The sequence below is a fragment of the Carnobacterium sp. genome, assembly GCF_032094055.1.
Classification (GTDB): domain Bacteria; phylum Bacillota; class Bacilli; order Lactobacillales; family Carnobacteriaceae; genus Carnobacterium_A.
The window spans coordinates 50,259-62,430 of the sequence record NZ_DAMDAK010000003.1; the positions used below are offsets into that span (position 1 = coordinate 50,259).

The following is a 12,172-nucleotide window of genomic DNA, read 5'->3' on the forward strand; positions in this document are numbered from 1 at the left end:
CTGTTCAATACGCTAAAATCGATACAAAAACATTTTTATTAACTGGGTTGCCTTGGGCTTGGGGTGCGACAGTTATCAATCTCATTGCCGCTTATATTTTATTATAAAAAAATAGTTAAATGGAGGAATGAATCATGAGCGAATTTTTAACAATTGGAGAACCAATCGCATTATTTGGATCAGAAGAAGTAGGTAAGAGCTTGAAAGATGCTAGTCATTTCCAAAAGTTTTTAGCAGGCGCAGAAGTTAATGTGACAGTAGGTGTTTCACGATTAGGCCATACTACACAATACATTACAAAATTAGGTAAAGATCCTTTTGGAGAGTTTATTATTGACCAGTTGAATAAAAATAAAATCGGTACAGACTATATTGATGAAACCAAAGATTATTGGACAGCTTTTCAATTAAAAGACCGAGTCAGTACAGGTGATCCAAATATTTTCTATTTCCGCAAAGGATCAGCTGCTGCTCACTTTGATAAAACGATTTTAGATCGTATCGATTTTTCAGATGTTAAATTTGCTCATCTATCAGGAATTTTCCCAGCTATTTCTAAAGAAGCATTAGAAGGTTTCCGTTATTTAGTTCAATTACTAAAAGAACATCAGGTTCGTACAACTTTTGATCCTAACTTGCGTCCGCAGTTATGGGAAAGCCAAGCGATAATGGTGGAGACGATCAATGAATTAGCTTCTCATGCAGAAATCATTTTACCTGGAATCAATGAAGGGGAAATTTTAATGGGAAGTCGCGACCCAGCAACAATTGCTGATTTTTACTTGAAAAATGGTGAGGTAACGCAAACGGTGATCGTTAAGCTAGGAGAAGAAGGGGCATTTGTGAAACAAAAAAATGGGGCAAGTTTTATGGTTCCAGGATTCAAGGTAAAAGAAGTTGTTGATACAGTAGGTGCTGGAGATGGCTTTGCGGCAGGATTGATTACTGCCTTGATTGAAGATAAGACATTAAAAGAAGCAGTTATCAGAGCGAATGCAATAGGGGCTTTAGCTGTTCAATCGCCCGGCGACAATGACGGCTACCCAACACCAGCAGAATTGGAAACCTTTTTAAATGAACATAAGGTCGTGAAATAATGAAATTACAAACAGCTATTGATCGTGTTTCATTAGAAGATGCCATAAGATTAGCCCAAGTACTGAATGGGAAAACCGATATTCTTGAAATGGGTACTTCTTTAGTTAAAGATTACGGAAATCTTGCCATTGAGAAAATCCGCCAAGTGTTAACAGAAAGTGAGTTATTAGTAGATATCAAGACAATTGATGAAGGAGCATACGAATTTCAACAAGGTTATTTTTATGGCGGGGATATTTTGACCGTAATGGGCGCAGCTTCTTATGATACGCTAAAAGCTTGCTACGAAGTAAGTCAAGAAAAAGGCAAAACAATGCTGATCGATTTATTGGAAGTCAACAATGCTAAAATAGAACAAATTCTAGAATTTGAAGAAGCTATTTTCTGCTTGCATCATTCCATTGATCGAAAAGACAAGTTAGATGCAACAGCTAGTGTGGCTGAATTTCGTAAGAATTTTCCTCAAGTGAAACGAATTGCTATTGCTGGAGGAATCGATTTGGAACAAGCAAAAGAACTAGCTGAACAAGGGCTGACAGAAATTGTCATTGTTGGTTCAAAAATCACAAAAAGCCAAGAACCTGCTAAAGCAGTGGAAACTTTTATGGAGGCGATTCATCAATGAGTACAATAGAAACCATTATGACCGAAATTAAACAAGTCATGGATTTAGTCAATGAAAACCAACTAGAGAAAGCTATGGCTTATTTTCAAAAAGATAAGCGGATTTTTGTCCTTGGTGCTGGAAGAAGCGGCTTTCAAGCGAAAGGATTTGCGATGCGTTTGATGCATATTGGTTATACTGATTACGTTATGGGAGAAACCATTACGCCTTCAATCCAAAAAGGCGATACTTGGGTCGCAATTTCTGGTTCAGGAACGACAAAAGGAATCGTTTCTGATACTGAAAAAGCGAAACAATTAGGGTTAGACATTGTTGTATTGACTAGCAATATTGAATCCCCTTTAGCTAAGCTAGCTGATCAAGTGATTGTTGTACCTGGTGCAACGAAAACGGGAGCCGGCATCAAATCTGTTCAGTTGTTATCTTCTTTATTCGACCAAACAGTTCATATTGTTCTTGATGCGTTAACATTGAAATTAGCTCAACGCGATCAAACGTCAAATGAAGATGCACTTCAGGAGCATGTAAATATTGAGTAGGAGGATGAGATCAATATGAAAAAAGTAGAGACATTGATTCGTTTGAAGACTGCAGGTGTTATTGCTGTTGTACGAGGAACAAAAGAAGAAGCCTTAGCAGCAAGCGAAGCCATTATCAAAGGTGGCATAAAAAGTATTGAATTGACTTTCACTGTTCCAGAAGCCGATCAAATCATCAGACAGTTACGTTCTTTATATGAAGAACAAAAAGATATCGTAATTGGTGCAGGTACAGTCGTAGATGCTGTGACTGCAAGAATTGCCATTATGGCAGGAGCTGAATACATTGTCAGTCCAACTTTTGACCAAGAGACTGCTGAAATCTGTAACCTCTATCAAGTTCCTTATTTACCAGGATGTATGACAATTACAGAAATGAAGAATGCATTGAAAAGCGGAGCCGATATTGTAAAATTATTTCCTGGGAGTGCGTATGAACCAAAAATTATTTCAGCATTAAAAGCGCCATTACCTCAGTTAAATATCATGCCAACTGGCGGAGTAGATCTTGAAAATATGCAGGACTGGTTTAAAGCAGGTGCCATAGCTGTTGGTGTAGGTGGAAATCTGATCGCTCCTGCATTTAAAGGTGATTTTACGGAGGTAACAAAAATAGCTAGTCAATATGCCCAAAAGTTTAATGAACTGAGTAAATAAATACTTTTGTTAGGAAATTTCTATTGTAGATTAAAAATTATATAACTAAAAAGTTAGAAACATTGCTGAAAATGTTTCTAACTTTTTAGTTTATGCACTCCTGTTATTAATAAAGACTAAAGAAAGATTTTAAATATTCTCGTCAGCATATTCCTACAGCTATACTTTGTTGCGAAAGAAACAAAATCTGGATATACTGGATATGAATCAGAAAGGAGTTATCATGGATAAAAGACAGCTGTTAATGAGTGAACTTATGGATTTATCTAATGAAATAATCTGGCTCAATAAACCAGAACTAGAAGCGGCCTTAAAAGGTTATACATTGAATGAGATAGAAGTGATTGAACACATCGCTCTAATACCAAATGCGAATGTCACAAAGCTTGCAGCTGCAAGCTATATGACACGAGGCGCTATCAGCAAGCTCACAAAAAAGCTGCTAGCTAAAAATATTATTGAAAGTTATCAACTTATTGAAAACAAAAAAGAGAGATACTTTCGATTAACACCCAGTGGACAAAAAGTAAACGAGATTCACCAAGAATTACATCAATCATTTCTCGAACGAGATAAAGAAGTATTTAAAAACATGACAGAAGACGAATTCAACACTATCTTTCGTTTTATTGGTCGATATAGGCATCATTTGAAAAATATCACTAAATAAGTGGTATTTTTTTTATTTGGTTATTTTGTTGACACGGAAACAATAAAGAGGTAAATTGTTTTTGTTGACTCGGAAACAATAATTTCGAAGGAGAAATACTATGAATACTTTAAACAATAAACATGCCTTAATATTTGGATTTATCTCTGTTTTTTTAACGGGTCTGGGATTAACTATCGTAAGCCCAGTTGTGCCTTTTTTAGTAAACTCTTATACCCGCAATCCGAGTAGTCAAGCTACTGCAGTGACATTGCTTACTTCTATATATGCATTTTCTGTGTTTTTAGCTGCACCGGTCTTAGGTGCGGTAAGTGACAGATACGGTCGTCGTCCAGTATTAATTTTTAGCTTAATTGGTTCTGCTCTTGGTTATTTTATTTTTGGGCTTGGAGGAGCACTTTGGGTTCTCTTTCTTGGTCGTATCATTGAAGGGTTGGCAGGTGGGCAAATTTCCGCTATTTTAGCTTACTTCTCCGATATTACATCCCAAAAAGAACGAACTAAATACTTTGGTTGGATCAGTGCTATTGTAGGAGTTGGTACTGCTCTGGGACCTGTAATTGGAGGGGTGCTTGCAAATTTTGGGAATAGTGTCCCTATGTACGCCGGAGCAATCATTTCATTGATCAATGCCCTATATGGCTATTTCTTTATGCCTGAAAGTCTTGAAAAGGCTGAACGTTCTTCTAATATTTTAGCTAAACAGCTTAATCCATTTGTGCAATTATCAAACGTTTTTTCTTTTAAATCGGTTAAATGGCTACTGATTGCTGGATTTTTAATATGGATTCCTAATGGTTCATTACAAGCTATTTTCCCACAATTTTCAATAGATTTATTTGCATGGCAGCCTGTTCTTATTGGATTGACATTTTCAATCGTTGGAGTGCTTGACATCTTCTCACAAGCTCTCATTATGCCGCGATTACTTAAATGTTTGACAGATAAACAAATTGCTCTTTTAGGTATGATAAGTGAAATCATAGGATATATTTTTATTGCTGTTTCTGCATTGACTGTATATCATCCTGTCTTTATTATAGGTATGATTTTCTTTGGATTTGGCGATTCTATCTTTGGACCATCATTTAATGGAATGCTTTCAAAATCTGTTAGTACCAGTGAACAAGGCCGTATCCAAGGCGGTTCTCAAAGCATCCAATCTCTAGCCCGAGTTATTGGCCCGATTATTGGGGGACAGCTGTATGCAATAATTAGCCATGCTGCCCCAGCCATCATGGGTGTAATATTGATTGGAGTATCTGCTAGCGTTTTATTCAAAAAATATCTTTAAATTTAATAAAGTCGATTTAAGTAGCCTGTTGATACTTAACTTACCAGTTGAATAATAAGATAGCTAAATTAATAATACCTTCCATAATAATGAAAAAGCATATGCTTGTATAAAAATATTATATGGGAGGTTACTTGTATGGTAATAGTAATTCTTCTACATAGTAGAAGAAGATAGAAGTTATTAATGAAGGATTGACATCTTTTGTCATTCGCCTAATATAAAAGTAGAGGTGAAAAATGATGTTAAAGAAAAAATTGACTGATTATTTAGAAAACCAAACAGCTTTTTTTGATTCAGAAAATGTAAGCGATATTTTTACAGCTAAAAGAATGGCTGAAGAGTTTGGAATCAAAAGAAATACGGTTAGCCACTATTTAAGTCAACTAAATGAGCAAGAAGTCATTGTTAAAATCAATACACGGCCCGTTTATTTTTTGCATAAAGAAGCTTTTGAAAATCAATTCTATTTTTTATCTAAAACTCTTTACAGTAGTTTAGAAGAGTTAGAAAAAGAAAAACCTTTATTCTACAAAAAAAATGATTTTTTCTCAATATTGATTGGAAACAATGCTAGTTTATCTCGCAGTATTGAACAATTAAAAACAGCCATCTATTATCCCGATAATGGGTTGCCGGTTTTACTGACAGGTGAGAGCGGAACAGGAAAAAGTTATATGATAAAGATTATTTATCAATTTTGTCTGGCTAATGATTTAATCGAAGAAGAGGCTCCATTGGTTACTTTGAATTGCGCGCAATACGCCAACAATCCAGAGCTACTGACGAGTCAATTATTTGGGCATGTCAAAGGTGCATATACGGGGGCTGACGAGGATCGAAAAGGAGCATTTGAGGCAGCGAATGGTGGAATATTGTTTTTAGATGAAGTCCATCGTTTGAATGCAGAAGGTCAAGAGAAGCTGTTTACCTACTTAGATCAAGGAACCATTTATCGGATGGGCGAGGCGAACAAGCCGCGAATAGTAAAAACACGTTTATTTTTTGCCACCACTGAAGATCTTTCCAGCAGTTTTTTGACAACGTTTATTCGCCGGATTCCAGTACAAATCGAATTGCCAGCCTTAAATGAACGAACCCAAAACGAACGCTTAGAAATGGTTTATGACTTTTTGATAAAAGAGCAACGGAAAATCAAATCTCCATTATTAGTCAGTGGGCAAGTAGTCCATTTGTTGAAAAATGGAATATACAAAGGCAATATTGGAGAATTAAAAAATGTGGTAAAAGTAACTGTAGGAAATGCGTTTTCGTTGCAACGAGAAGAAACGGAAATAAAAGTAGCCATTCATCATTTGTCGCCAGAGTTTCTTTCTCATGCTGTACTTAATACAAGCGCAGTAGTTGAAGAGAGTATACGGATTGATGAGTCAACTACGGTGGAAAATCTAATTACTCATAAAAACCCTGATCAGCAAAGAATCATTCATACCTACGAAAAATTATTAGTTGAATTCAGTGCACATCGATTGGACTTAACTGGTGCAGAAGAAAGTATGAAGCAAGAAGTGGATAACTTATTTGATTTCTTAATTTTTGAGACAGATAGAGAACAAAAACAAGAATTACTTTTATTTATGACCCAATATGTACGGGATACATTAAAGCAGATGGAGACTTCTTATCAAATTACGTTTAATGGTAATACGGTATATGCCATTAGTTACTATCTTTTCCAACGCAGTACTGTCCGGTGGCAACCTGAAAGTAGTGAGCTGATTCAATTAATTAAAGAATTTAAGGAAAAAGTAGCTCAAACCTATACGACACAGTTTCAATATACCGAACGGATCCTCACCTTGATTCAACCTAAATTAGATATTGAAGTAGTGGATATGGATAAGATATTGCTTACACTCTATCTCAATCGATTAGGAGTATCCCGAGACTCTACATCTGCTAAAGCCATTATTGTAGCTCATGGCTATGCTACAGCTAGTAGTATTGCAAATGTGGCCAACAATATGTTAGGAAAAAATGTTTTTGAGTCATTTGATATGCCGCTGGATACTACACCGCAAAAAATTGCTGAAGAGATTGTTGAGTACTCAGAGAAAAATGATATTAGTAATGGTTTAGTGATTTTAGTTGATATGGGTTCATTAAAAGAGATTTATGAATATTTTCCGCAACAGTTGACAGCTCCAATTATGATTATGAATAATGTTACGACACCATTAGCACTTGCTATTGGAGAGAATATTCAAAAAGGATTGAGTCTTTCTGACGTAGCAGTCCGCTCAGCGAATTATCTTAAATTGGATTGGAAATTAATTTATCCACAAGAAAACAAGACAAAAGCTTTGCTGACAACTTGCTTTACAGGAATCGGGACAGCAAAACAAATCAGTCAATTGTTAGAAGAGAGTTTGCCGACAGCGAGCCCTTTAAAAGTTATTCCTTATGACTATGCAACATTGAATAATCAGAAAAAAGCAGAAACGGTTTTTTCATTGTATGATGTTATTGGTATTATTGGGACGGCTAATCCCACGATTGATGATATACCCTATCTTTCTCTTGAAGAATTAATTTCTGGAAAAGGAACACAAAACCTTTCAAGTTGGCTCAAAAAAGTTATGTCTCCAGAAGAAAATGAACAATTTAATAACCGTATAATTCGGAACTTTTCATTAAAAAAAGTCATTGATTCGTTAACTATCCTTGACACAGATAAAGTCATGTCAGAAATTGAACTGTTTATGCGTATCTTTGAAGAACTGACAGAACAACAGATTGCGAATGAACGTAAGCTGGCTTTATACGTCCATATTAGTTGTTTAATTGAAAGGTTGATTCGGAATGTGGCAATCGAAAATTATAGTGGAGGAAGCGCTGTCAACCAGTGTCGAAAAGAACAACTAAAAAAAATAGAAGAAGCGTTTAGTGTCATAGAGAAAAACTATAGTGTCAAAATCCCCGACTCTGAATTAGCATATATCCATGATATTATTTTCCAAAAACTTGATTTGTCGCTAACCGAAGACGAATTCTAATACTCGCAAAGAGCGTGCCACTAAAGTTGGCACGCTCTTTGCGTATATAAATATAAGAGAGGTGAATAAAGTGGAAAGAAAATTAATTTTAGCCAGTCACGGAAACTTTGCATCAGGAATCTTAAGTTCATTAGAATTGATTTGCGGCAAAAACGATAGAATCACAACGATGGATGCTTATATGGCAGCAGATTATAATTTGAGCGAAGAAATAAAAGCGCTTATGGATGAAAATAAAGGAAACGAACTGATTGTTATAACAGATATTTTTGGCGGTAGTGTAAACAATGAGTTTTTAAACTATATTCATACTCCAAGTTTTTATTTAATTGCAGGAATGAATTTGCCGTTATTAATCGAATTAGTGACTCAATTGGAAAGTACAGATTCAATTCCGGAAATGATTAAACAAGCACTAGCAAACTCAACAATGACGATTCAATTTTGTAACGAAACGATTCAAAATGAAATTGAAGAAGAAGAATTTTAAGAGGAGGAAAACAATATGCTTAAATTATTACGTGTAGACCATCGTTTATTACATGGACAAGTAGCTTTTTCCTGGACACAAAGCCTAGGAGCAGATTGCATTTTGATTGCTAATGATGATGTTCCACAAAATGACATCCGTAAAACAACAATCAAACTGGCTAAACCACAAGGTGTAAAATTAGTCATCAAAAATATTGAAGATTCTATTAAGGCTTTACAAAGTGGTGTAACAGATAAATACAAGTTATTCATTGTTGTAGAATCTGTAAAAGACGCAAAAGCATTAGCAGATGCTTATCCAGAAATCCAACAGATTAATCTAGGAGGTATGAAAGTACGAGAAGGTACAAGAAATATCTCTAAAGCAATCAATATTACATCTGAAGAAGAAGGAGTGATAAAAGAACTAGTTGATAAAGGAATTGAAGTAGAAATACGTCAAGTACCAGCTGATAAGAAAGTTGCTGCATTAAATGTTTTTTAAAAGAAAGGAAGAAAATAGATGATTATGCAAGCTGTCCTTCTGGGGATTGTGGCTTTTATTGCCCAATCTGAATATGCTTTAGGAACATCGTTATTATCTCGTCCAATTGTGACGGGTTTGTTTACTGGTATTGTATTAGGTGATATTAAAACTGGGATTATTATGGGAGCTACTCTGGAATTAGCATTCATCGGTTCATTTTCAGTAGGGGCTTCGATACCGCCAGATGTTGTAACAGGTGGGATTTTGGGAACAGCTTTTGCTATTACAGCTGGTGCTGGTACTGAAACAGCTTTATTGCTAGGTCTTCCAATTGCTACATTGACATTGATTTTTAAAAATATTTATTTAGGTTTATTGATCCCAATCATGAACCATAAAGCAGATGATTACGCAAACGTAGGGAATTATAAAGGCGTTGAACGGATGCACTTAATTGCGGGATTTGGCCTATCTTTAATGCTTGCTTTAGTTGTTGCGATTTCTTTTTCAGTCGGAAGTAACACGATCAAAGGATTGCTAGATATGATTCCTCAATTTGTGCAGCATGGGCTATCTGTTGCTACTGGTATTATCCCAGCACTAGGGTTCGCGATGTTAGCTCGTCTATTAATTAATAAAACCGTAGCACCTTATTTCTTCTTAGGATTTATTGTTGCAGCATACTTAAATATTCCAGTTACTGGGATTGCTGTTTTAGGAGCTATCCTAGCGGTCATTGTTGTAAACATTATGAACTTTAGAAAAGGACAAAATGATGGAGTTCAGACAACAAATGGGGAGGTTATTGACGATGACGAAGATTTCTAAATCAAAAGAAGAGAATTTAATAACAAAAAAAGATTTAAACAAAGTGTTTTGGCGTTCTTTCCAAATGGAATTCTCTTGGAACTATGAACGTCAAATGAATATGGCCTATGCTTATGCGATGATTCCAATTTTGAAAAAGTTATATAAGACTAAAGAAGAAATGGCTGGTGCTTTAAAGCGCCACCTAGAATTCTTTAATACAACACCTCACATTGTTACCTTGATTCTTGGAATTAACGCAGCAATGGAAGAAGAAAATACTTTAGATGAACAGTTTGATGTAAAAACAATCGACAGTATCAAAACGTCTTTAATGGGTCCTTTAGCTGGTATCGGCGATTCATTTTTCTGGGGTACTTTACGTTTAATTGCGACTGGTATTGGAACATCATTGGCATTACAAGGAAACATTTTAGGGCCCATCTTATTCCTGTTGGTTTTTAATGTTCCCCACCTTATTTTACGATATTTGTTTACTAATTGGGGTTATAAATTGGGAACTGGGTTCTTAAAGAAAATCCAAAGCAATGGAATGATGGACAGTTTAACTTTAGGGGCTTCGATTATTGGATTAATGGTAGTCGGTGCTATGACAGCAACACTAATAGACATCACTATCCCTCTTTCAATCGGTACTGGAGAGGGCGCAGTAACTGTACAAAGTATTTTTGATGATATTATGCCAGGTTTATTGCCTTTAGGAGCTTTTGGAATTGTCTTTTATTTACTAAAAAAAGATGTTAAACCATTAATGATTTTAGGTGGAATGGCTATTGTAGGTATCCTAGGATCATGGATTGGTATCTTTTAAGGGGGGAACGTAATGGTAACAATGCTAGATTATATCAAAGAAGAACAAACGAGTTTAACGACTGTTCTTACTGAATTTAGTTTTGATAAAAAACAATTGGTAGGCGTAAAACACTGTATGATTTTAGCGACGGGGTCTTCTTTCAATGCTTGTTTAGCTGCAAAGTACTATATGGAGAGCACAGCACCAATTTATATTGATATTCAAGAGCCTTTCAATTTCCTGCATTATGGCAAAGTAGATCCTGAAGTTGATTTAGTGATTGCTGTTTCTCAAAGTGGTAAGAGCACATCAACAATTCAAGCGGTTGAAAAAATAACAAAATCGCAAAATATCAAAACAATTGCTATGACAAGTAATGTTACTAGTCCTATTACTAAAGTCGTTGACACTGTTTTTGATTTAAATATGGGAATTGAAAAAGTCGGATTTGTTACAAAAGGATATACAGCAACAGTTTTAAATCTTATGTTAGTAGCCCTAACAGTTGCTAAGGAAGCAGCTGTCTTAACAGCTGATGATGTAACGCGTGAACTTAGTGATATTCGTTCAGCGGTTATGCATATTGATAGAGTAATTGCTAAATCTGTTGATTTTTTTGAAACACATAAAGAAGCTTTTAAAACAGGACAACGTTTCATCGCAACGGGTTATGGTCCTAATTGGGGAACGGCAAAAGAATTTGAAACTAAGTTTACTGAAACAGTGAGGAAACCAGCACAAGGATTTGAACTAGAAGCCTATATGCATGGACCTTATCTCGAAGCAAATAAAACTCATACACTTTTCTACATTGAAACGGACAGCAGCTTAAAGCGACGTTCAATAGCGTTAAGAAATTACATGAGTGAATATGTTAAGAATTCCTTCACTATCACTACAGGAAAAAGTGATGGTATAAATACTTTGGCTTTGGATGTAACAGTTAGTGAAAAAATTAGTCCTTTATTACTCATTATTCCTTTCCAATACCTAGCTTATCAAACCGCAACTGCTCAAGGGATTGATTTAAGCAAAAGAATTTTTGACGATTTTGATGAAGTATTAAAAAGTAAAATATAATAAAGAGGGGAAATAAAAAAAATGTTGAAATTCGATGAACCTAAATTGATTGATAGCGTAAATGGAGCTTTGAAATTAAGAAGCGAAGTAGAAAAGATAGTAGATGAAGTCTGGGAAAAAGGTTTTGACAACATCTACTACTTAGGAATTGGTGGAACTTATGCATCAAGCATGCAAGCTGTTACTTATATTAATGGTAAAAGTAATTTACCTGTGTATGTGCAGCATGCAGCTGAATATTATACAACAGGCAACAAGAGATTAACGGATAAATCAATAGTCATTTTATCGTCAGTAACAGGGACGACTCAAGAAGTTGTAAAAGCAGCTCAGGAAATCAAAAAAATGGGTGCTACGATCATTTCTTTTGTAGACTTGCTAAATACTCCTTTAGCAGATATTGGCGACTACTTAATTACCTATCCAGCAAATGAACAATTGAAGTTTTTTATGGCCGCAGATCGATTCATGTATCGTAATGGAGAATTTGAGGATTATGAAGACTATTACCAGGAACTAGAAGCACACTTAGCTATTGGATTGGTAGAGACAGAAAAAGCAGCAGATGACTTTGGTCGTGAGTTTGCTGAAAAACACCGTCACGATGGTATGC

The 12,172-nt window shown here is 35.5% G+C and carries 13 protein-coding genes; all 13 read left to right on the forward strand.

Annotated features, from left to right (window positions below):
• The first annotated feature begins 134 nt into the window (after window positions 1-134).
• Window positions 135-1,097: a sugar kinase gene (locus RT405_RS01080; protein WP_313466844.1), complete on the forward strand. Its 963-nt coding sequence runs from the start codon at window positions 135-137 to the stop codon at window positions 1,095-1,097.
• Window positions 1,097-1,723 (forward strand): orotidine 5'-phosphate decarboxylase / HUMPS family protein, encoded by a 627-nt coding sequence (locus RT405_RS01085; RefSeq protein WP_313466845.1) that lies wholly within the window; start codon window positions 1,097-1,099, stop codon window positions 1,721-1,723. Before RT405_RS01080 ends, RT405_RS01085 begins: the two co-directional genes overlap by 1 nt.
• Window positions 1,720-2,262 carry a 6-phospho-3-hexuloisomerase gene (gene hxlB, locus RT405_RS01090; RefSeq protein ID WP_313466846.1) on the forward strand — a complete coding sequence of 181 codons (543 nt, stop codon included), beginning with the start codon at window positions 1,720-1,722 and terminating at the stop codon, window positions 2,260-2,262. Before RT405_RS01085 ends, hxlB begins: the two co-directional genes overlap by 4 nt.
• 15 nt (window positions 2,263-2,277) lie before the next feature.
• Window positions 2,278-2,919, forward strand: a complete 642-nt coding sequence (locus tag RT405_RS01095) for a bifunctional 4-hydroxy-2-oxoglutarate aldolase/2-dehydro-3-deoxy-phosphogluconate aldolase (RefSeq protein WP_313466847.1) — start codon at window positions 2,278-2,280, stop codon at window positions 2,917-2,919.
• A 223-nt stretch (window positions 2,920-3,142) separates the two neighbouring features.
• Window positions 3,143-3,589, forward strand: a complete 447-nt coding sequence (locus RT405_RS01100) for a MarR family transcriptional regulator (protein WP_396162972.1) — start codon at window positions 3,143-3,145, stop codon at window positions 3,587-3,589.
• 100 nt (window positions 3,590-3,689) lie between these two features.
• On the forward strand, window positions 3,690-4,883 hold the full coding sequence (locus RT405_RS01105; RefSeq protein WP_313466849.1) for an MFS transporter: 1,194 nt from the start codon (window positions 3,690-3,692) through the stop codon (window positions 4,881-4,883).
• 242 nt (window positions 4,884-5,125) lie between these two features.
• Window positions 5,126-7,900, forward strand: a complete 2,775-nt coding sequence (locus RT405_RS01110; RefSeq protein WP_313466859.1) for a sigma 54-interacting transcriptional regulator — start codon at window positions 5,126-5,128, stop codon at window positions 7,898-7,900.
• Window positions 7,901-7,970: 70 nt separating this feature from the next.
• Window positions 7,971-8,390 (forward strand): PTS mannose transporter subunit IIA, encoded by a 420-nt coding sequence (locus tag RT405_RS01115; protein ID WP_313466850.1) that lies wholly within the window; start codon window positions 7,971-7,973, stop codon window positions 8,388-8,390.
• Between the two features lie 15 nt (window positions 8,391-8,405).
• Entirely contained in the window at window positions 8,406-8,876 is a 471-nt protein-coding gene (locus RT405_RS01120) for a PTS sugar transporter subunit IIB (RefSeq protein ID WP_313466851.1), read from the forward strand.
• An 18-nt stretch (window positions 8,877-8,894) separates the two neighbouring features.
• Complete coding sequence (locus tag RT405_RS01125; protein WP_313466852.1) at window positions 8,895-9,686, forward strand: PTS mannose/fructose/sorbose/N-acetylgalactosamine transporter subunit IIC; 792 nt, start codon at window positions 8,895-8,897, stop codon at window positions 9,684-9,686.
• Entirely contained in the window at window positions 9,670-10,497 is an 828-nt protein-coding gene (locus RT405_RS01130; protein ID WP_313466853.1) for a PTS system mannose/fructose/sorbose family transporter subunit IID, read from the forward strand. The genes RT405_RS01125 and RT405_RS01130 overlap by 17 nt, the downstream gene beginning before the upstream one ends.
• Window positions 10,498-10,509: 12 nt before the next feature.
• A complete protein-coding gene (locus tag RT405_RS01135) occupies window positions 10,510-11,559 on the forward strand; it encodes an SIS domain-containing protein (protein ID WP_313466854.1) in 1,050 nt (349 codons plus the stop codon).
• A 21-nt stretch (window positions 11,560-11,580) separates the two neighbouring features.
• Window positions 11,581-12,172: SIS domain-containing protein (locus RT405_RS01140; protein WP_313466855.1), on the forward strand; the 592-nt coding region annotated here is incomplete at its 3' end.

Excerpts from the sequence above, each read along its gene's own strand:
- RT405_RS01100 (WP_396162972.1), top strand. The coding sequence starts at position 3,143 with ATGGATAAAAGACAGCTGTTAATGAGTGAACTTATGGATTTATCTAAT.
- RT405_RS01080 (WP_313466844.1), top strand. The coding sequence starts at position 135 with ATGAGCGAATTTTTAACAATTGGAGAACCAATCGCATTATTTGGATCA.
- hxlB (WP_313466846.1), top strand. The coding sequence starts at position 1,720 with ATGAGTACAATAGAAACCATTATGACCGAAATTAAACAAGTCATGGAT.
- RT405_RS01095 (WP_313466847.1), top strand. The coding sequence starts at position 2,278 with ATGAAAAAAGTAGAGACATTGATTCGTTTGAAGACTGCAGGTGTTATT.
- RT405_RS01130 (WP_313466853.1), top strand. The coding sequence starts at position 9,670 with ATGACGAAGATTTCTAAATCAAAAGAAGAGAATTTAATAACAAAAAAA.
- RT405_RS01110 (WP_313466859.1), top strand. The coding sequence starts at position 5,126 with ATGTTAAAGAAAAAATTGACTGATTATTTAGAAAACCAAACAGCTTTT.
- RT405_RS01135 (WP_313466854.1), top strand. The coding sequence starts at position 10,510 with ATGGTAACAATGCTAGATTATATCAAAGAAGAACAAACGAGTTTAACG.
- RT405_RS01105 (WP_313466849.1), top strand. The coding sequence starts at position 3,690 with ATGAATACTTTAAACAATAAACATGCCTTAATATTTGGATTTATCTCT.
- RT405_RS01125 (WP_313466852.1), top strand. The coding sequence starts at position 8,895 with ATGATTATGCAAGCTGTCCTTCTGGGGATTGTGGCTTTTATTGCCCAA.
- RT405_RS01085 (WP_313466845.1), top strand. The coding sequence starts at position 1,097 with ATGAAATTACAAACAGCTATTGATCGTGTTTCATTAGAAGATGCCATA.
- RT405_RS01120 (WP_313466851.1), top strand. The coding sequence starts at position 8,406 with ATGCTTAAATTATTACGTGTAGACCATCGTTTATTACATGGACAAGTA.